Here is a 19,854-nt window from a genome sequence, read left to right on the forward strand (position 1 = left end):
TGCAGAATGATTCAACCTCTCTGTTTAAGACTCAGGGAAGTCCTCTACGGTTCGTCGCGCGCCGAGTCGAGCAGCGGCTTCGGCCCATCCCGGGCCGCCAGCACGAAGACGCGTTCCGGTTCGACTCCCTCCCCGCGGTCGGTCGCGAGCACGGAAGCGACTTCAGCGCTGGACAGCCTCGCTCTTGCGCGCTCCTCTTTGTGTAAGCAAGCAGTCGGCGCGCCCGACAGGAGTCGGGCGAGGGCGCGCCTCCGAAACAGGAGGTGGCCCAGAAGGTGTTCCAACATGAGTCTGGAAGTCATCGACCGACACAGCGAATCGCTCTTCGAGTTCATCTGGTGTCCCGTCTGCGGATACGACGTCTTCTCGCACATTCCGTTCGAGGGCGTCTTCTGCAAGCGGTGTAATACCGAAGTCGAGATCCGGGAGTCCCAGCAGAACGCCGGCTACGACGAGAACGTTCTCGTCGACTTCGACAGCTCACACGCGTGGAACGTCCACGTCGAGGAGAAGAACCGACGTGACCTCCCCGATCAGCGAGCCCGAGCGAAGGTCGTCCACGGCGCAGACGGCTACGAAGTGAAGTGGTGGAGCCCAGAGCCCGGCGAGGACTGGACGCCGGTCGAGAAAGGCGAGTTCGACGACGTCGACGAGCCCGCCGAGGTCGCGCACTTAGCGTAATCCACCATCTCCGGCCCCCTTTTTGTGTCCGGCACGGCCTGCTTCGCCTCTCGCTCCCTCGCGGCTTCCCGCCGCGCGACGACCAAGGGCAACCCCGGTTCGACTCCCTCCCCGTGGTCGGTCGCGAACACGGAACGCCCTTGCGCCGTCGCCGGTCGCTTCCGGCGCGCAGTCCTGGATGGGTCGGTGAGCGGTCGGCGCGCCCGACAGGAGTCGGGCGAGGGCGCGCCTCCGAGACAGGAGGTGGCCTGAAAGGTGTTTTCAGAAATGGCAATTCGAGTTGCACGCCGGAACGGACGTAGCGCATGGGTCAACATCGTCAAACCGACGACTGCGGAACACGAGCTCGCACTCCTGAAGCGGCTCGAAGAAGCTCAGGAGCAACTGGACGAGATGGAGCCAGTCGAAGACGTGGTACTCGCGGCAGTCCAGGATCTCGAACAGCACATCAAGGGCGGTTACACGGGTGAAGTCGTCCTCGCGAACATCGACTACGTCCTCCAGTACCTCTACGACACATTCGCGCTCTGCATCCGGCGGAGTGACATCGTCGAGTCCTCGGACGAGTTCGTCAGGTTCGGCGAGTTCGACGAGCTCTGGACCGGTGATGAGGACGGAGAGCCGTTCGAGACGAACTGGAACAACGTGCAGAGCATGCTTCGGACGTTCCCCGTCACGTTCGTTCCGCTGGATGCCGACGGCGTCCCCTTCAAGGTCGACGACGGCGACGTCGACGAGGAAGCCGCGAAGCCCATCCGGCAGACGTGGGAGGTGACAGGGCCGGAGACGGCGGCAGAAGCCGAACTCATCGTTCGCGAGGACTGGGACGGGATGAACGCGCCGTGTCCGGAATGCGGTGGGACGGAGTTCGACCACTTCCAGATGGAGGGCGGCGACTACGGACAGACCACCAACGGGGCGGTCATTCTTCGGACGGACTACGGAGCGTCGAAACAGACGCTCCTCACCGTCTGCAAGCCCTGTGGTGCGGTGCTCCACAAGCACCCCGCAGCGGATCTCCTCATCGACTGGAAGGACGTGACGAACACGGACGCGCTCATTCGACCGTAGCATCGTCTTCCCCTTTTTGTCTCAATACGGCACGGGGTGCGCGTCCATCCGCTCCCTCGCGGCCTCCCGCCGCGCGACGACCAAGTCCGCACCCGGTTCGTTCCCACAGGTCACGAACGCGGAACGGACTTGTGCCGTCGTCGGTTGCTCCTATCGCGCACCCCTGGATGGTCAGTAGAAGGGGCGGCGCGCCCGACAGGAGTCGGGCGAGGGCGCGCCTCAGACAGACGAGGCGGCTCTAAAAGGTGTTCCAACATGGAAGCAACCGTCGACGCAGTTCAGACCAGTCGATGTATCGCAGCGCGCGTAACTACCGAGATACAGACGGAGGACGGCGATGGGGAGTAGGTGCATCGCCGTGGTCCTCGCCGAGGACGGCCGCCGGTTCCGCGTGAAGAACTGGGTGAAGGGTAGTCACAGCACGTCCGAGCCAAAGCGGCCCGCGACGATCTACGGCATGACCCCCGATGAACTCGAGTGGTCGTACCTCGACTCGTGGAATGTCGCTCGAAATCGGGGGAAGGGGTACTACAAGGAAGCCCCCGACGAGGACGTCCTGAAGGACGCGATCCGGCGACTCCGTCTCGAATACGGAGTCAAAGTCGAGACCATCGTCTACCACAAGTTCTCCGGATCGAAGCTCAGCGAATACCCCTCGGAGCAGGTGGCCTAAGATGGGGACGCCCGAACAGTCGATAATCGCGACGCTCATCGCTGGTCCGATGGTCACCCTCAGCCTCCTGGACTATCTCTCCTACCGAGAGGGCGGCCGCACTCTCGTCGGGATGATTCGAAGCCGTTTCAGTTCCGGGAAGTAGCCCCTCACGGGCTCTCTTTTTTGGCGAACCGCCGTCCCCACCCACCTCCACGTTCCGGACGCCCCGAGGGGTGCGTCCGGCTTTCGCATGACGGCACGGGTCGCTCTCCCTCTTGCTCCTTCGCGGCCTCCCGCCGCGCGACGACCAAGGGCGGCCCCGGTCGCTGCGCGCCGCTGGTGCTCGCGACGCGGAACGCCCTTGCGCCGTCGCCAGTCGCGTCCGGGTCGCGTCCCTGGATGCTTAGGTGAGCGGTCGGCGCGCCCGACAGGAGTCGGGCGGAGGCGCGCCTCCGATAGAACGGGGGACGTCCCGACAGAATCATGACTGAAACCGAAATCCCCGGCCAGAACCCGGTAGAACAGCGTATCATCGACTTCTTCGCGACCGAAGCCTTCGGAGACCGAAGCCTCGTCACGGGCCTCGCCGTCGTCGGCGCGACGTCTGAAGAGTACCCTAGTCTCTCCGAGGTCGCCGCGGACGCCGACCTCGAGGTCACCGAACGGTCGGAGCAGAACATCGTCGGCGAGTGGGTTCGCTACGTAGCTCACCGCGTCGTCGAGGCCGCCGCCAACGACGAGTTGGACGCCCTCGTCGAGGATGCAGGACTGACGCGCCCCGGACACCAGATTCCGAATGAAGAACGCCCGCACACCAACATCACCGAACAGAAGGTCAGTGACACCATTGAAGCAGCGGAGACGCTCTTCGGCCCGAAGAGCGCCATCCTCGAACAGATGATGAGCTCGCTCCAAATCGTCGACTCGGATGAGGTCGTCGACGGTGCGGTCGAACACATGAACCGCGAACTCGCAGTCGAGGGCGGCGTGGACGCCGCCTTCGCTCGCGCAGGCTACTTCACCGCGGGGTACGTCGACTACTACGCTGATTCCTACTCCAACTGGAAAGCCGACCAGAACGCGTAGGCCACTCCAGACCCCCTTTTTACCGTGTGCTCCGGTTCGTCGCGCGCCGAGTCGAACACGTCGCTCGCGGCTCCCCGCCGCGCCAGCACTAAGCGCGGTTTCGGTTCAACTCCCTCCTAGGGGTCGGTCGCGAACGCGAGAACCGGCTTATGTGCTGGCCGCTCGTGTTCTTGCGCGCTCCTCTTTGTGGAGTCCAACGGTCGGCGCGCCCGACAGGGTCGGGCGGAGGCGCGCCTCCGAACAGAGGCGTTGCCTGACAGGTGTTTCCAATATGGAAGTCAACAACTGGACGCAGACGACTGACGAAGAACAGCTATTCGAGTTCGAGCACGACATCTACGGTGCGATCCTTCGGGGCGAAGACCGGGAGTTCGCCGACCAGAAGGTGACGCAGAGCTGGGCAGTCACCGTGCAGTACCGGTCGAAGACCCTCCTCACACTCTTCAAGGGGAAGCCGCACCGGAAGCAGGCGATGCAGCGCGCCGTCTCGTGGATGGAGGCTCACCCCGGACTCGCTGGTCTCCGCGTGAACGACGGCGTCGAGGACGAGCAAGATGGCGCGAGCCCCACCACAGCGCTCCGGCAGTACACCGAGTGGACGGACGACGAGCGCGCGTCGGCGGTCGAGGACCTCGAAGAGTGGGGCTTCGACGTCGGTGACGTCTACTTCGACGAGGAGTCGAACACCTACTTCGAGGTCGAGGAACTCACGACAGACGGGTTCGTCGCGCGCCCGTACCACGAGGGCGTCGAGGAGACGTTCGGCATCTACAGTACGTACCTCGCGAACATCGCAGTTCGCGCGGAAGACGGCGTCGTGACGCCGGTTCCGGAACACGTCGTCCGGAACCCGACGCAGATCCTCGAACGGTTCGCGGAGATGGAGGTCTCGAAATACCTCCAGTCGCTCGGGGCAAGCCACGACTTCAACGGCATCACCGGGGTCGACACCGTCGGCGACCTCCGGGCGGCGCTCCACTTGGGGCGAAGCGCGCTTCGCGAGTAGACCTCCACAGTCTCCTTCTTTTTACGAACCACCGTCCCCGCCCCCCTCCACGTTCCGGGTGCTTCGCACCGGACTTTCGCTCCTCGGTGCGTCGCGCGCCGAGTCGGCCTCCCTGCTCGCACCTTCCCGGTGCGTCACCGGGAAGCCCCTGTCACCACCGGCGAGCAGTGACTTCACCGGTGACCGTGGTCGGCCTTGCGCGCTCCTGTCTGTGGAGACAGTGGGCGGCGCGGCCCGACGAAGTCGGGTGAGGCCGCGCCTCCGAGAGGAGACGGTCCGAGAAATCCACAAATGACCAACGAACACAGTACGACAACATCAAACCGAGTCAAGGTGACAGACGTCGAAGGAGTCGAGAAACTGATTGACGACTACTACTTCCAAGAGATCGTTGCACATCTTAACCCGAAAACCAGTGAGCTACGATTCACCGGATCGAGAAGCTTCAACGCTTTCGAGGACCAATTCTATGACGAGAACGTAGATATTCAGTTCTTGAAACACCTCCAAAACTACCTCGAAGAAGGAGAGAAGCTCGTTATCCAGAGTGCAGGATTCACCAAAAACCAGTATCCGATCCGTGTTTTTCAGCTGAGCGTTTCACAGGAGAGCATAATCCTACACCAACTGGGGAAAGAACCCAGGATCTACTAAAACTCTCTCTTTTTTATATCACGGTACGTCGCGCGCCGAGCCGACCTCAGCCTCGTGGCTTCCCGCCACGCCAGCGGGAAGACGATCCCGGTTCGCTCTCACGAGTCGCGAACACGGCTACCGACTTCACCGCTGGACGGCTTCGCTCTTGCGCGCTCCTGTCTGTGGCGGGAGTAAGCGGCGCGGCCCGACAGAGTCGGGCGAGGCCGCGCCGCCGACAGGGCGCGGATAGTAACTATGGAAGAAACAGACGATTCTCCACTCGATTCAGTTCCCAGTAGTGTCGACGTGTCACCGATTACGAACCGGCTCGAAGGCGTCACTCACCAGACGGGGTTGTCACGATACCGGGCATTCCAACAGTGGATCGACCTCATGCTCGCGTCGTTCTCTCGCGACGACGACCGACACCAAGCGATCCTCAAGGACGTGGCCGACCTCGCCAACGACCCGCGGGCAATCTTCGAGACGTACGCCGAGTGCCTCGGCGAACTCGTCATGCTCAGTGAGGAGCACATGCACGACGTCCTCGGACAGGTCTACGAGGAGTTCGGTATGTCATCGGACAACTTCGGACAGTACTTCACCCCGTACCCGGCCGCCGAACTGCTGGCCGGGATTGGTGGCGTCCCGGGCGACGGCGAGAAAGTGTGCGACGACAGCTGCGGGAGCGGCCGGCTTCTTATCGCCGCCTACCGGCAAGCGGTGCGCGAGCCGGGTCGTCGACGGTACTTCGCGAAGGACAAGGACCCGATGTGTGCGAAGATGACCGCGATTAACTTCGCTCTCTTCAACATCGACGGCTACGTCGAGTTGGGCGATTCGATCAAGATGACGACGCAACGAGCGTGGGAGACCGGGATGCGCATGGACGGAACCGTGATTCGAGAACTGGACCTCGACGAGGACGGGGAGAAGCGGCCGGACGACGACGTCTTCGAGCAGTCATCGATCGGGACGTTCGCGTAACCCGACGCCCCCCTTTTCGCTCACGGCACGTCGCGCGCCGAGTCGGGCGGCGGCCTCGCGGCTTCCTGCCGCGCCACCAGGAAGACGCTCCCGGTCGCTGCGCCCGCGTGGCGTGCTCACGACACGGCGGCCGTCTTCACCGGTGGCCGACCTTGCCCTTGCGCACTCCTAGTTCTCCGGTCAAGCGGTCGGCGCGGCCCGACAGAGTCGAGCGAGGCCGCGCCTCCGAGTTAGAGGCGTGGTTAACAGGTAACTATGAATTTCAACGAACCCCTCATCCGAACGCAGCAGGATGCACAGGACGCCTATGCAGTCGACCTCCAGGCCCGCGACGAGACCGAAATAAAGGCCGTCATCGAGGCTATCGACGACCAACTCGAAGCGATGGACAACTCGAACTCGCTCGAACTCGTTCATGCTCCCCAACTGGAGACGCTTCAGCGAACTCTCTCGAACGGGTGTGAGGAGTCAATCAACGCGCTCACCCTTGTCGACGGGCTTCGTACGCTCAGTCCCGAGTTCGTCATCGAAATCGACCGCTCGGAAGACCACACACCAGCCGAGTACGTCTGGCACAACGGTTTCCGGTTCATCGGCATCTCAAGCCCCCACGGAGACACGCAGACGGATCTGAACCTCCACGACTACTCCGTCGAGCGGCTGCTCCATTTCACGAACGTCTACCCGGTGACGTTCTACCGAATCCAAAGCGAGGACGTACCCTTCAAAGCCGAACCCACCTCGGAAACCGACGGTGAGTGCCACGACCACGACGTCATCAAGAACGGGCCGTACGAGGAGTGCCCGTACTGCGAACTCCGAGGTCTTGGCGTCCTCAAGCTCGCCGAGTTCGGCGACCATCCCGACGTTCGGTTCTCCGACATCCGCTTCCACGGCACGCTCGCGCAGTGGTGCGTCGAGTGTGACCGGACGATCTACCGCCACCCCATTCTGGAGAACCTCAACGGCCTCCCGGGATGGGTCTTCGACAAGTAGCTCACTCCCCCTTTTTGTCTCAGTACGGCACGCAGTGCGTCACCTCCACTCCCTCGCGGCTCCCCGCCGCGCGACGACGAAGACCGCCCCGGTTGCGTCGACGCAAACCGCACGCCGACGAACGCGGAGCGGCCTTCAGCCGTCGCCAGTCGCTGCGGATCGCACTGCTGGTTCTTTGGTAGAGGAGTCGGCGCGCCCGACAGGGTCGGGCGAGGGCGCGCCTCCGACAGGCGAGGCGGCTTTGAAAGGTGTTCCACATGACGGACGATGTTCTGGTTCAGGAAGCAGTAGCGCTATTCGACGACTATGCGAATCGGTTCTACGAGGCTGCACGGTACGGCCAACCAGCTCCGAAAGGCGTCGAGCGGACGGATGAAATCAAAGAAGAACTCATTGACCGAGGGTTCCTCGTTGCGGGGAACGGCGACGCACGGTACGCGTTCACCATCCCGGACGAGTTGAAGACGACCGACCGGGAACTCGTCGTGAAGTTCCCTCTGAAACCGTGGGACGGCGAGGACTGCCGCCGGACCGATGGTCGTCATCAGAATCGCGTGGAACTCGAACTCTACCAGGACGTCTCCGTCGACGACGAGTACCTCGCACCAATATACGCATTCGACCCGGACGCTTGGTGGATCGTTATGGCGTACGCGCATCCCCTCGATCCGTTCGAGGACACCCCAGAAACGTGGGAACCAACGCTCTCCCGGCGTATTGCGGGTAGTGTCCTCCAAGATCGGGATATCCATCGGAAGAACGTCGGATGGATAGACACGAATGAAGAGGTAGATCCGTACGACGACCTCACCAAGGACGGGCGGCGTCTCGTCATCATTGACTACGGCTTCCAGCCGGCACTGTAGACTTCCTTTTGCTGTACCAGTGGCCCACTCTGTCCAGTCTCCGCGTCTACGCCCCTCCCGGGCGTTCAGCACCAAGCCTGCGCCCGGTTCGACTCCCTCCTCGTGGTCGGTCGCGAACACGGAACGGACTTGTGTGCTGACCGACGCTCCCGACTGTCCGCCGCTGGATGGTCAGTAGAAGGGTCGGCGCGCCCGACAGGAGTCGGGCGAGGGCGCGCCTCCGATAGACGAGGCAGTCCTGAAGGTGTTTCCAGTATGAGTGTTCAAAAGATTTCGACGGACGAACGACAAGTAGAGATCGCGCTCCTCGAGGACCTCATAGAGGAGGTCGATGGACAGATGGACAGAGCGGACGAACAGGCACGGAACGCAGCTGGGTCGGTCCCGATGCTGAAGTCGTCAGGGGCAGCGAGTGCCTACCAGAACATCCGAGAGCATCTGACGGAGAAGAAAGTGGCGCTCGAACATCAGCAGAGGCGGTCGAATGGAGCCAACATCAACCGTGATTCCGCAATCCGAGATGAGAATCTTCCGCAGTGCGAGCTATTCTCCGGCAAGTACAAGGTGTACTGGTGTCCGAAGTGGAACGCGTCGATTCGGTACGGCGGGCGTAGCACAGAAGACGTCGTCGAGGATGGACGTGTGGGTCGGACAACCTACACGACAGAGGTCACGTTCGCAGTTCGAGAATTGTCCCGTCAAAACGGCGATGTGGTGTACGAGGATGGGCGTCACCGAATTATGGACGCGAAGACACTGCCCGCGAGGGAAGCGGTTGCGCTCGTCAAAGACGAGTGCATCCCACTGGAGCGCGTCTCGGCGTCCGCGGAAGCCCGTGATCCGTCAGCGCGGTATCACGGCGTGAAGAAGTACCACGTCGTCGAGCCGTAGCCGAACAGCGGTTCGGCTACTACCGCCCGTGCCGACCCCACCGCGCTCGCTCCACTCGCTCCCTCCACGTTCCGGACGCCCCCGGGGGCGTCGGGCTTTCGCAATACCGGCTCGGGCCGCGCCGAGTCGAGGTCACCACTCACGGCTTTCCGCCGCGCCAGCACTAAGCGCGCTCCCGGTCGTTGCGCCCGCGTGGCGTGCTCACGACGCGGAACCGGCTTATGCGCTGGACGGGCTCCCTCTTGCGCGACCCTGGATGCTTAGGTGAGCGGTCGGCGCGCCCGACGGGGTCAGACGGAGGCGCGCCTCCGAGAAGGGGTGAGCCAGACAGGTGTTTCCAACATGGATGAACTAGAGCGACCGACGATTCACGACGATACATCGAACGACCACGAACGCTTCGAGCGCAGGCAGCTCGCCCGAGACCGAGATCGGCGAACCGAGGACATCCTCTCCATCGACGAGTCGGTGGCAAGCGATCTCGTCTACGTTCTTCGCGATGAAGGCGTCGTCGACGTCATCCCGGAAGATGAACTACTCGTCCACGTACCGTCCGGGCAGAAGTTCCGGTCGAACCTCGGACTCGCCTACTTCCACCAGGGCTGGGAGGCGAACGAGTAGTCGCCATCGAGGCCGTTTCTTTTTGCTTCCGAACGGCACGTCGCGCGCCGAGTCGGCCTCTCCCCTCGCGGCTTCCCGCCGCGCCAGCACCAAGCGCGTTTTCGGTTCGACTCCCTCCCCGTGGTCGGCCGCGAACGCGAGAAACGGCTTGTGTGCTGGACGGGGTCGGCCTTGCGCGCTCCTGGTTGTCCGGTCAAGCGGTCGGCGCGCCCGACAGGAGTCGGGCGAGGGCGCGCCTCCGAACAGAGGCGTTGCCTGAAGGTGTTCCAATGATGTATCTTCGACGAAGAACCAGCCTGCACGGACAGCCTATCGAATACCGAGCTCCCATCAACCTCGCGACGAGCGTCGAACGGTCGATTCAAAACGCGTGGGAGGAGGCGAGCCGGCACGAAGACCACCTAGACCGGTTCAAGATGTTCCTCTCGGTTCGATTCGAGCGCCACTTTCCGGACGCGGTCGTGGGAGGCCCTGACATCGACGAACTTCTCCAGAACGCGGAGGGAAAAACAGCCATCGAAGTGTTCGCGTCGGTTGTGACGCAGTATTTTTCGGAGTAGGCCATCCGATACCCCCTTTTTGCCGGTCTGTAGTTCACCACCTCCCACCCTCCTCCACGTTCCGGACTGCTCACGACGCCGCGGTGCGTCGTCGCTGCGCGGTCGGGCTTTCGCCCATACAGTTTTTATACGGTCCGTCGAGAAATCCCATGTATGAACGTCCGAGAACTGTCCGTCCGGGTCATCGACGAGCAGTCGATGCAGTGGGCGCTGGGAACCTTCATCCTGTGTGCTCTCGCGAGCCTGTACTTCGGAGCGACTGCCGCAGGCCGAGGCTCTCTGTACGCGGCTGGCACGACCTTCGGAATCTGCATCGTCGGCGGGGTTCTCGCAGCTGCCGTCGTCTGGGGCGAACACCGGTCGTAACCACATCCGCACCGCTACCGCACCGCAGTCACGATGGGTCCTCCCGTCGGTCGTCCCCTGCGGGACAGCCTACGGGTCGGGGGCAAGCCCCCGCGTTCCGTCCGCTCCGCTTGGAGGTGTCCGGCGCTCCGCTCTTCTGTCCCTTGGGGTGGTTGTGTAATCTGCCGACTCAGGGCTCTTGACGTGTGTTTTCGCGTGCTAACCTTTATGGGGGGGCGTTACTCTTTTGAAGAGGAGGCAGTACGAATGAGTGAAATCGAATCCCCGAGCACCGGAACACGAACCGACCCGTCGGAACAACCCGACGCGGAGATCATCGAGACGGCGAAGGAACTGCACGCGACACTCCTCACATACGCGGGCTGTACTGCGGCAATCGAAGCGAACACCTACCGGATGGAAATCATCCCGAACGAGCTGACTAACGCGATCCGAGGCTGGGGCGACTGGACGGAGGCAACGGCCGAGCGGTTCGTCGAGGACTGCGTCGACGTCGCCAGCGCGGAGATCGAGAACATGTGGTGGAAAGCGCTTCGAGATATCGACCATCCCGCGGTCGCGAACTGACTCGGCCAGTTACTCGTCGCGACGACTACCGGACACCTTCTCTGGTGAATCGCTCCCCGTGAGCGTGGCGTAGGCTGATGCGTCTCTTTATGTCCTTCCCGAGGTTATTGTAACGTGGAGGCAGTCAGGATGAGCAAAGCACAACCTGCGTTCGACCTACCGACGGAGATCGACAAGGCCGCCGCTGACGGGACTCGGCACGCCCTGGAACAAGCCCCGTCCGACACGGAGGCGCTCGCACTCGTATCCGGATGCCACGACTCCCTAACGGCGATGCACGTCGCCTACGAGGCTCCACAGGTGAACCTCACGGGAATCGTCCACATCAACACGGGGATCGGGATTCCGCAGACCCGTGAGTTCGTGAAGGAACGTGCCCGCGACCTCGGCCTTGAGTACCACGAGATCGGCGGGGCGAACGACGGCGACGAGTGCCACGACCTCCGGTACTTGAGCGAGGAGTACGTCTCGCTTGTAGTCAAGTACGGGTTCCCGGGGCCAGCTGCGCACAAGTGGATGTACGTGAACCTCAAGGAGAAACCCCTCCAGCGGTTCCTCAGCGAACGCGACGAGCCCGTGACGTTGGTCTCAGGCGTCCGGAAGCACGAGTCGAAGCGGCGGATGGTGAACGTCGACGAGGACGGCGTCCAGGAGTACCTCGGGAAGACGACCGTATCCCCGATCGTTAACTGGACGGGGATGGACGTCCGGCGGTATCGACGCGCGCGAAATCTCCCGATGAACCCCGTCGTTGAGATGTTGGAGATGTCCGGAGAGTGCCTTTGCGGTGCGTTTGCGAATCGAGGGGAGCGGCGGATGATTCGGTTGTTCTTCCCAGAGGTTCACCGCTACCTGCTCTGCCTCGAAGCGAAGGTCTCTGCGGCCGCGCACCTCGAAGACGGCCCCGCTGAGAAATACTCGCAATGGGGCCATAACCAGTTCAAGGACCACGAGCGAGACGCGATGAACGACGCGAACCAGATGCTCCTGTGTAGCAGCTGCGAACAGCAACAAGAGTGTTCGCGGAACGGGAACTGAACGAGCGACCCCGATACGGTTCTTTATATCCTATTGCGTTCTTAGAAAGAAGAGGAGGCAGTACGCGTGAAAGACGATACCGACAGTACGAACCCGGGGTCGAAGAGCGAGCGAGGGAGCTTCAACCGTGAAGCGCATTTCTCGAGTAACAGTGACGAATGGGCAACCCCCATCGAACTCGTCCGACAGCTGAAGCGCGCCATCGGCGGCGAGTTCGACCTGGACGCCGCGAGCGGGTGCGAACCGAGCCCTGTCGCGACCAACCGCTACACGGAGGCCGAGGACGGCCTCGCTCAGCCGTGGTTTGGACGTACGTACTGTAACCCGCCGTACTCCGCGATGGACGACTGGGCCGAGAAAGCCGCGACAGAAGCCGCAGACCCAGCCGGCCCTGACCTCATCGTGATGCTCATCCCCGCCCGAACGAGCACGCAGTGGTTCCACAACCACATCCTGAAGGCGGAGTACATCTGTCTCGTCGAGGGCCGCCTGAAGTTCTACGGAGCCGAGAACAGCGCACCGTTCCCGAGTGCGCTTGTGGTCTTTGACGGGACGACTGACGGAGCCGGTGTGCCCGAGACGCTCCTCCAGGTCCTCGAACACCGTGGTGCGGTCTACACCCGAGAAGAGGTCGAGGACGTCGGCGAACAGGCTCGCTTCGACGAACTGTTCGACACGGGTACAACCGACCGGCCAGCCCCCGACATCTCCCGAGGAGAGCCACCGCTCGCCAGCGTGAGCCTCGGTGACGACCTCCGCCTGACCCTCGATGATTCGACCATCGGGTTCCCGGCCGGGGTCGACGCAAAACCGACCGTTCGCGTCGTTGGGGGAGATCACGATGGCGATGTTCGAGAAGTTCTCGCTGTTGCAGACCACGGGCCAGCCGGGAGTGCCGCGCTGGAGACGTACTACGCGCTGTCCTACCGGGTGGAGTCGCCTCACGAGGTTCGGGTCTCGGTCTGTGCGGATGGGAACGGAGGGTGGCAGGACGCCGTCCTTCGCGAGGTCGAGGTGGTGAATGGAATTCCGGGCGGTCTTGCTCCTGAACGAGCGGTTGCGTAGACACCTGAATCGCTAGGCGAGGGCGTTTCCCGGATACATCCTTTTAATACTAGAGAGCTATTAAAATGAAGTGGAGGCAGTTAGGATGAGCCAAACACAACTGCGACAGTGCGACTTCTGCGACGAGTTCATCGCACCCGACGAGCCACTCGGAACCGCCCACACGTACCTTCGCTACCCGGACGACCGGGAAGACGGCGTCGAGCACGTACGCGTCTGTAGTACCTGCGCGCTCTCCCGGACGGACGCCAGCGGCTACGACGACGACCACGACGTCGCCGCGTGCGATATCTGCGACCGAGTCGGCTACACGGGCGGCGGGAACAAGGACGGCGAACTCTGGCGGCTCTCGTACGTCCAAGGATGGAGCGTCTCCATCCGCGGACTCAAAGGTGGGCTCAAAGTCTGCCGTGAGCACAGCCCGATCCGCGGCATCGACATGTTCCCCCGTGCAGACCGAAACCCCGACGACTGGAACGAGTGCTATGGCCCCGAGGGGACTGCGGGTGGAGACGTCGACGTCGCGACCATCGAGCGGGTCTGACCATGCCCGGAGTCGACTACCGTATCGGAGACGCCCTCGAAGCCCTTCAAGAGCTTCCCGCAAAATCCGTCTCGTGGATTCACCTCGATGATGCGTGGGCACGCCCGATGCGAAACGGAGCGTTTGGCGTCGAATACAACACCCATGCGTTCGACGAGAGCGACGATCACTTCGAGGAGCACGACACCAGCTTGACGACGGCCGCGCTCGTCGACGAATGTCACCGCGTCCTCGAACCGGGCGGACTCCTGGTCGCGGACACCGACGATTGGCTCTTCCCCCGGCTCTACCAGTACGTTCGGGAGAAATGGGGCGAAACGCAGGCCGCAGCGGGCAACGTCACGCTCCTCGCGAGCAGCGGCAAACCCGACCGTTCGACCCCAGGGATGTACCTCTCCACCGGCGGGTACAGTCTCGTCCTCGCGTGGAAGCAGGCGTCCCCGTGGTTCCCGAATGCACCGCGGTACTTCCAAGCCGACCGCCAGCGCGAGCAGTACGGCTGGTCGAGCGCGAAGCCGCTCACGCCCTACCGGCGGCTCCTCGAAATCTACTGCTCGTCGGGCGGAACCGTCGTCGTGCCGTGTGCCGGGACGGCCCCGGCCGCCGTCGCCGCCGAGAATCTCTACGGCGAAACCGTCGACGTCATCTGCATCGACACCGAGCCCGAGGCGAAGACCGCCTACAAGGAGCGACGGCGCGATGAACTGTTCGGACAGCAAGGACTCCAGCAGTTCACGGGAGAGCAGTGAGGATGGAGACTGTTCACGAGTTCAGCATGGAGGAGGCCGCCGACCTCATCGACGCCGGCGCGATCAACGCTTGCGGCGACCGACGGATTCGCGTCCTGGACCTCTGCTCGGGGCCGGGTGGAGTCGGACGAGCCCTCCATACCATCTTCTCGTCGTCCCGCATTCCCGGCTGGTTCCTCGGCGTAGATATCGTCGATTACAGTGACCACTACCTGGGAAACTTCGTGCAGGGTGACATCCGCGACGTGACGCTCGCCGACCTCGGTCTCGAAGAGCCAGTGGACCTCGTCTGGATCTCCGCACCCTGTCCGGCGTACGCGAAGACGTCCCACATCTGGTACGACGACCCGAAAGAAGTGCATCCGACGTTCGATGACCTCGGTGTCTACGACGCAGCCGAACGACTGGGGAAGGAGTTCGTCATCGAGAACGTGGTCGGATGCGACGATCTCCGTGACCCGATTAGCCTGAACGGTGCGCCGTTCCACCTTCGACTGAACTTCGAGCGGCGGTTCGACGCGAGTTTCGCCGTCGACGGATGGGTGTCGAGCCCGCCCGAGGACTTCGTCCGCGTCGGCGTGGACAGCGAACGGGAGCTCGCGAAGGCGAAAGGAATCTACGCGGCCGGGTGGTCGAAGACGGAGATCAGGAGTGCGATTCCGAGTTCATACGTGGGCTATCTGCTCTCGCACTGCCCGACGCTTCCCGAGGTCGAGCCCCCCGGAGGCGTCGACGAGTACCGACGGTTGCGCGTCGATGACAGTCAAGGCCAGCTCACCGATTTCTAATCCGGGGGCTACCGGCCCCTAAGAGTCTCTCTGCTGGATTGAGGATTTTTCCGGACGACCCCGGGGGTACAAGGTAGTATGTTGGAAGTAGACGGCCCTTATTCACCGTATAGCGAAGGTGACGACAGTTTGGGGTACTGGGGAGTTTTCCGGACGCACCCGGGGGTGTCGGGGCAGATCCTCCGCGGACGTACCGCGACCGCGCCGCATTCTCGATAGGTCCTCTCGTCGGTCGTCCCTGCGGGACAGCCTACGGGTCGGGGGCAAGCCCCCGCGTTCCGTCCACTCCGCTTGGAGGTATCCAGCGCTCCGCTCTTCTGTCCCTCGCGGTGGCTCGGAGAGGGTATAGATTCTGAAGGGAGAGTTTTCGAGTGTGCTCGTCCGTACCTTTATTACCTTTGGCGTGGTTAGAATGAAGTGGAGGCAGTACAGATGAGCATCACTCAGGAACCGGCGACATCAGAACCCGGACCGGCAGCTCAGCAGGACAGCCCAGACTCGAACCCAATCACGGACTCGATCCAGCGGCATATCCTCGTCCACGATGAGGAGACGCCCCTCGAGGAGCGCGAGGCCGTCGGCTTCGGAGCGGTCACCGCAGCCGGGCTCGACCCGACCGACCACTGGAACTACGTCGTCATCGTCGACCACGTCGAGGCCGACCGGTCGCTCGTCCTCTTCGTCCGATCGTACGACGCCGGTGCAGCGAGTTGCCGCGCGCACGACTGGTGTCAGAACAGCAAACTCCGCTGGACGCATCAGTTCGCGAACGTCCACTACCGCGTCTTCCAGCTTGGGGTGGGCGAGATCGAGGCCCCAGGCGGAGGTTCCTGGTGATGCGCATCGAGGGTACAGACAGCGACCGATACCAGATCGCTGGCGACAAGCACGACTGGGCAGTCACTGCAACCGCGACTGAAGCCCGTGCAGAGAGTCTTCGAAAACACGGACGTGATAGCCCACTCGTTGACCGCTACGAGTACATCCATCGCCTCGCCACGGACGCTATTCAGAAGGGGGGGACACTGCTCTTCCTCTCCGATATCGTCCTCGCGAAGGAGGCGGTCTACTGGTTCGCTCATGTCGCCGAACGCGATGGCGACGACAGCAACAAGAAAGCTCGAGAAGACGTCGGAAAACGATGGGTCGCGCTCGAAGACGACCTCGTCAAGCAGAAGGAGAGAGACGATGCCGGACAGTAATCAGACTCCGGATGAGGTTCTCGCGGCGCTCCAGGAGGGCGACCAGGAACGTTCGCGGGCAATGGGAAAGACGAAGGAGAAGAAGACTTCGTGAACAAGCCCTGACCGCACCGTCGGGCGGTCGGCCCGCCCGGTCGATGGAACACCATCCGTGTCCCCGGTCCACGCCTGGTTGGCCGGACTATCCGTCGCGTTCGATTCGCGAGTGGACGCTGCCCGTGACCGTGCGCACGGGCGTCTGTCATCCCTACAATCGCACGGTGCTCATCCATCGGAACACCACAAGGATCGGCCGCGTAACAGGTTAGCGGTCATGCTCATCCACCGCTGACCATTGCGCGGTGCTATTCTTTTCAATTGAAGTGAAAGCTGAAATCACCATACGTAAATGGAGCCTATAATTTTATTTTACCCTATTACAATTTGACTGGTAGGATGTACGATTTGACGGGCTTCCAACGAGACCTTCTCTGGGTGATTGCAGAGATGGACGACCCAAAGGGACTGGATATCAAAGAAGAACTCGAGGAATACTACAACTCGGAGATCAACCACGGTCAGCACTATCCAAATTTAGATGAGCTCGCAGACAAGGGCCTCATCAAAAAAGGAAATCGAGACCAACGAACGAACTACTATCGGCTGAGTGGACGCGGACGGAGCGAACTTCGACGGCGGCACAGATGGGAGGCGGAGAAAGCAGAAGCTGTCCTGTGAGTCTATCGCAAAGCGCTCTTAGAGATCTCACACCGTATTCTCTTCTGTAGCCGTTGCGCACCGTACCGCACCGCAGTCACGATGGGGTCCTCCCGCCGGTCGTCCCCCTGCGGGACAGCCTACGGGTCGGGGGCAAGCCCCCGCGTTCCGTCCGCTTCGCTTGGAGGTGTCCGGCGCTCCGCTCTTCTATCCCTTGGGGTGGTTGCGTAATCGAGCGCGTTGAGCCCAGTATACCCTGTTTTTCGTGCCCGTGCCTTTATGTTAGTGGCGTTCTTAGATTTGAGTGGAGGCAGTTAGGATGAGCAAGACCGAAGCCACCGACGACGACGAACAGACCACGACCGAGAAACCGACGACTGGCGAGTACGACGACTTCTGGGCCGAGCGCGTGCGCCAGCAGAACATCGCCGAAGGCTATCCCGAGCGCAACGACCCCGCGTACGTCCCCGACGACGGCCAGATCAGCCCGCACACCATCGGCCTCTGCCACCGGAAGGCCTTCTACCGCCGGTTCAACGCCCCCGAGGAAGAGCGCGACCCGCACGGCATCTTCTGGCAGGGCAAGACCTTCGAGACCGACGCGCTCCAGCCGTTCCTTGAAGAGAAGCACGGAGTGGAGCACATCACGAACGGGCTCGAAGTTGAGTACAGCCCGGCGGGCATTGAGGATATCCTCATCACGGGGAGTGCCGACCCGACGCTCCTGGACGCCGACGGCACGCCCCGCACGCAGTACGAAGCGAAGACCCAGCGCAGCGGCGCGCTCAAAAAGGACTCGCCGAGCGACCACCACTACAAGCAACTGCACGCCTACATGGCCGGTCTCGGCGTCACCGACGGCATTCTCGCCTACATGGACCGGACGACGAACCGCACGAAGTTCGTCGACGCGCCCTTCCGGGCCGACGTCTGGCAGGAGGTCATCGAGTGGGCGCGCCAGCAGACCGACTACGTGCGTGGCCGCGAACTCCCGCCCGCGGAGGCCGAACAGAGCTGGGAGTGTCGGTACTGTGACTTCAAGCACCGCTGCGGCGACACCGAGAAGCCAGCGTCCGACATGGGGTGGCAGGGCTTCGCGCCGCTCGTGAAGTACCCGCGCCCGAAAGTCGAAGACCACCTCACCGCATGGGACAACGTGAAGCTCACGCCGACGCTCGCTCACGAATTCCCCGACCTCGCAGAGGAACACGACATCCTCCCGTGGACGTGCGGTGAGTGCGGCGGCGAGTTCGAGCACGACTCGGTCGAGTGGGACTGCGACCTCGCGAACACGCCCTACTGCCCGACGTGCCGGGCGGAAGACGACCTCTGCTACCCCCTCCGGGGTGCGACGCAGGCCGAACAGTTCCCCAACCCGGGGACCGGTGACGTGAACGCGTAACGACCCCCCGAACGCCCTTCTTTCGAGCGATACTGATGAAGCAATCCGAACTAGCAGCAGAGCCGCCTCACGCGAACAAGAGTTGGCACACCGTCGAGGACGAGCGCTGGCAGCTGGAGAACGCAACGTCCGACCGCTGGCACGTCGCGAGCATCGCCATCGTCGAGAACCCCGGCCACGCTGGAGAGATCCCGCTGGAAGCAACGCTGGAACACGACACTGGCGCGGTGGTCGAGTGTACGGCGCTGGATCCGTGGGAGCATTTCGGGAACCGGCCCGTGATTCGAGCGCACCGCGTTCGACTCGAAAGCCCAACCGAGGATACCGCGTACTACCTCACGATCGACGAAGATGGTATCACCTACGTTGAGGCCGATCGGGTTGAGAAGGCCGACGCGTACGTCAAGCGCGTCCAGCCCGACGGTGGTCGACCCCACTTCGTTCGGCACGTCGATGAGGCGAAGCAGTGTATTTGTGTAGCAGCACTCCGTGTATCGCGAGCCGTCGCGACGGTCGAGGCGCGCGCCCCGGCCATCGCCGACTACGGAACCGGACAGGCCGCCCTCGGGACGTACGGAGGTGGGAACGAGTAGAGCGCCGACACCACAGCGACAGCCGAACCGTAACCGCAGTCACGATGGGTCCTCCCCGAGGTCGTCCCCGTGCGGAACACCTTGCGGGTCAAGGCGCAGGGCCTCGCGTTCCGCCCGCTTCACTCGGCGGGGGCCGTCGCTCCGCTTTTCTGTTCCTCCCGGTGATTGGTCGAGTCTCCTGAGTGCTGTCCGTACCTTTATGTCCTGTGGAGTGGTTGTTTTGAAGTGGAGGCAGACAAGATGAGCGGAACCCAACACGCCCGAAACGTACCGACACAGACCGAGACCGAACACCTAGAGGGCCGGTAGATGCCTGTTGATTTGCGTGATACGTTCGAGGACAGCACCACGGACCATCCGGCGCTTGCGGAAGCGGCGGCGGCCCTCTACGACGACGACGAGTTCCGAGTGGCCATCGAGGAAACCGCCGTCGCCCAGCTCGAAGAGCAGGTCGGGGACGACATCGACCCTGAAGCGATCCAGACGTTCGCTGCCCGCGCAGCGAAGGAGAGCCAGAGCGGATTCTTCCTCTTCCGGAACGGACTGCTCACGAACGAGGAGGCGGATCTCCAGAAGGGCGACCGAATCCACATGGAGAGCGCGCACCCCGACCACGAAGGGAAGGTCGTCAAGTACGAGATCTACTCGGCATCACCAGACAGGACCTCAGTCTCCGCACGCCCACTCGATGAAGACAAGAAGGGAGTGAGCCGCTTCGGCGCAGGGCAGGTCTTCTACGACGAGCGGTTCGAGGTCGAACGTCGCGACCGCGAGAATTGACTACGTAG

27 protein-coding genes are annotated in these 19,854 nt (G+C 62.6%); 26 read left to right on the forward strand and 1 reads right to left on the reverse strand.

The features are described 5' to 3' along the window. Nucleotides 1–44: 44 nt before the first annotated feature. Complete coding sequence (locus tag NDI65_RS17410) at nt 45–287, reverse strand: hypothetical protein (protein WP_310893917.1); 243 nt, start codon at nt 285–287, stop codon at nt 45–47. On the opposite strand from NDI65_RS17410, the gene NDI65_RS17415 reads away from it, so the two are divergent. The 26 genes from NDI65_RS17415 to NDI65_RS17540 all read left to right on the forward strand — a co-directional run bounded on the left by NDI65_RS17415 (nt 286) and on the right by NDI65_RS17540 (nt 19,846). Beyond that, complete coding sequence (locus tag NDI65_RS17415; RefSeq protein WP_310893918.1) at nt 286–681, forward strand: hypothetical protein; 396 nt, start codon at nt 286–288, stop codon at nt 679–681. The genes NDI65_RS17410 and NDI65_RS17415 overlap by 2 nt on opposite strands. Before the next feature lie 267 nt (nt 682–948). After that, nucleotides 949–1,752 (forward strand): hypothetical protein, encoded by an 804-nt coding sequence (locus tag NDI65_RS17420; protein ID WP_310893919.1) that lies wholly within the window; start codon nt 949–951, stop codon nt 1,750–1,752. 358 nt (nt 1,753–2,110) lie between these two features. After that, entirely contained in the window at nt 2,111–2,425 is a 315-nt protein-coding gene (locus NDI65_RS17425; protein WP_310893920.1) for a hypothetical protein, read from the forward strand. Between the two features lies 1 nt (nt 2,426). Continuing rightward, nucleotides 2,427–2,570, forward strand: a complete 144-nt coding sequence (locus tag NDI65_RS17430; RefSeq protein ID WP_310893921.1) for a hypothetical protein — start codon at nt 2,427–2,429, stop codon at nt 2,568–2,570. A 320-nt stretch (nt 2,571–2,890) separates the two neighbouring features. Beyond that, nucleotides 2,891–3,493: a hypothetical protein gene (locus NDI65_RS17435; RefSeq protein ID WP_310893922.1), complete on the forward strand. Its 603-nt coding sequence runs from the start codon at nt 2,891–2,893 to the stop codon at nt 3,491–3,493. Nucleotides 3,494–3,764: 271 nt separating this feature from the next. Beyond that, nucleotides 3,765–4,499 (forward strand): hypothetical protein, encoded by a 735-nt coding sequence (locus NDI65_RS17440; protein ID WP_310893923.1) that lies wholly within the window; start codon nt 3,765–3,767, stop codon nt 4,497–4,499. 333 nt (nt 4,500–4,832) lie between these two features. Further along, nucleotides 4,833–5,153: a hypothetical protein gene (locus NDI65_RS17445; RefSeq protein WP_310893924.1), complete on the forward strand. Its 321-nt coding sequence runs from the start codon at nt 4,833–4,835 to the stop codon at nt 5,151–5,153. A gap of 237 nt (nt 5,154–5,390) precedes the next feature. Further along, nucleotides 5,391–6,122 carry an N-6 DNA methylase gene (locus tag NDI65_RS17450; protein ID WP_310893925.1) on the forward strand — a complete coding sequence of 244 codons (732 nt, stop codon included), beginning with the start codon at nt 5,391–5,393 and terminating at the stop codon, nt 6,120–6,122. A gap of 255 nt (nt 6,123–6,377) precedes the next feature. Next, nucleotides 6,378–7,118 carry a hypothetical protein gene (locus tag NDI65_RS17455; protein WP_310893926.1) on the forward strand — a complete coding sequence of 247 codons (741 nt, stop codon included), beginning with the start codon at nt 6,378–6,380 and terminating at the stop codon, nt 7,116–7,118. 257 nt (nt 7,119–7,375) lie between these two features. Beyond that, complete coding sequence (locus NDI65_RS17460; RefSeq protein ID WP_310893927.1) at nt 7,376–7,984, forward strand: hypothetical protein; 609 nt, start codon at nt 7,376–7,378, stop codon at nt 7,982–7,984. Nucleotides 7,985–8,239: 255 nt separating this feature from the next. After that, entirely contained in the window at nt 8,240–8,875 is a 636-nt protein-coding gene (locus tag NDI65_RS17465) for a hypothetical protein (RefSeq protein ID WP_310893928.1), read from the forward strand. A 342-nt stretch (nt 8,876–9,217) separates the two neighbouring features. After that, the gene (locus NDI65_RS17470) at nt 9,218–9,496 is read left to right on the forward strand and encodes a hypothetical protein (RefSeq protein ID WP_310893929.1); all 279 of its coding nucleotides are present in this window, start codon (nt 9,218–9,220) and stop codon (nt 9,494–9,496) included. 152 nt (nt 9,497–9,648) lie between these two features. Further along, complete coding sequence (locus NDI65_RS17475; RefSeq protein WP_310893930.1) at nt 9,649–10,056, forward strand: hypothetical protein; 408 nt, start codon at nt 9,649–9,651, stop codon at nt 10,054–10,056. A gap of 153 nt (nt 10,057–10,209) precedes the next feature. Then, entirely contained in the window at nt 10,210–10,422 is a 213-nt protein-coding gene (locus NDI65_RS17480; RefSeq protein WP_310893931.1) for a hypothetical protein, read from the forward strand. A gap of 246 nt (nt 10,423–10,668) precedes the next feature. Beyond that, the gene (locus tag NDI65_RS17485) at nt 10,669–10,989 is read left to right on the forward strand and encodes a hypothetical protein (protein WP_310893932.1); all 321 of its coding nucleotides are present in this window, start codon (nt 10,669–10,671) and stop codon (nt 10,987–10,989) included. A gap of 129 nt (nt 10,990–11,118) precedes the next feature. Then, on the forward strand, nt 11,119–12,027 hold the full coding sequence (locus tag NDI65_RS17490) for a phosphoadenosine phosphosulfate reductase family protein (protein ID WP_310893933.1): 909 nt from the start codon (nt 11,119–11,121) through the stop codon (nt 12,025–12,027). 66 nt (nt 12,028–12,093) lie between these two features. After that, nucleotides 12,094–13,092, forward strand: a complete 999-nt coding sequence (locus NDI65_RS17495) for a DNA N-6-adenine-methyltransferase (RefSeq protein ID WP_310893934.1) — start codon at nt 12,094–12,096, stop codon at nt 13,090–13,092. An 85-nt stretch (nt 13,093–13,177) separates the two neighbouring features. Further along, entirely contained in the window at nt 13,178–13,636 is a 459-nt protein-coding gene (locus tag NDI65_RS17500) for a hypothetical protein (protein ID WP_310893935.1), read from the forward strand. A 2-nt stretch (nt 13,637–13,638) separates the two neighbouring features. Then, complete coding sequence (locus tag NDI65_RS17505) at nt 13,639–14,385, forward strand: hypothetical protein (protein WP_310893936.1); 747 nt, start codon at nt 13,639–13,641, stop codon at nt 14,383–14,385. 2 nt (nt 14,386–14,387) lie between these two features. Beyond that, the gene (locus NDI65_RS17510; protein ID WP_310893937.1) at nt 14,388–15,173 is read left to right on the forward strand and encodes a hypothetical protein; all 786 of its coding nucleotides are present in this window, start codon (nt 14,388–14,390) and stop codon (nt 15,171–15,173) included. A gap of 432 nt (nt 15,174–15,605) precedes the next feature. Next, nucleotides 15,606–16,010, forward strand: a complete 405-nt coding sequence (locus tag NDI65_RS17515; protein WP_310893938.1) for a hypothetical protein — start codon at nt 15,606–15,608, stop codon at nt 16,008–16,010. Further along, nucleotides 16,010–16,375, forward strand: coding sequence for a hypothetical protein (locus tag NDI65_RS17520; protein WP_310893939.1), 366 nt, complete (start codon nt 16,010–16,012; stop codon nt 16,373–16,375). The genes NDI65_RS17515 and NDI65_RS17520 overlap by 1 nt, the downstream gene beginning before the upstream one ends. Before the next feature lie 435 nt (nt 16,376–16,810). Then, complete coding sequence (locus NDI65_RS17525; protein ID WP_310893940.1) at nt 16,811–17,092, forward strand: helix-turn-helix transcriptional regulator; 282 nt, start codon at nt 16,811–16,813, stop codon at nt 17,090–17,092. Nucleotides 17,093–17,390: 298 nt separating this feature from the next. Next, nucleotides 17,391–18,473 (forward strand): PD-(D/E)XK nuclease family protein, encoded by a 1,083-nt coding sequence (locus NDI65_RS17530; protein ID WP_310893941.1) that lies wholly within the window; start codon nt 17,391–17,393, stop codon nt 18,471–18,473. A 35-nt stretch (nt 18,474–18,508) separates the two neighbouring features. Next, nucleotides 18,509–19,066, forward strand: coding sequence for a hypothetical protein (locus tag NDI65_RS17535; RefSeq protein WP_310893942.1), 558 nt, complete (start codon nt 18,509–18,511; stop codon nt 19,064–19,066). Nucleotides 19,067–19,375: 309 nt separating this feature from the next. Then, nucleotides 19,376–19,846 carry a hypothetical protein gene (locus tag NDI65_RS17540; RefSeq protein ID WP_310893943.1) on the forward strand — a complete coding sequence of 157 codons (471 nt, stop codon included), beginning with the start codon at nt 19,376–19,378 and terminating at the stop codon, nt 19,844–19,846. Nucleotides 19,847–19,854: the final 8 nt, after the last annotated feature.

Source organism: Haloferax sp. S2CR25 (assembly GCF_031624535.1).
GTDB classification, from domain to species: Archaea; Halobacteriota; Halobacteria; order Halobacteriales; family Haloferacaceae; genus Haloferax; species Haloferax massiliensis.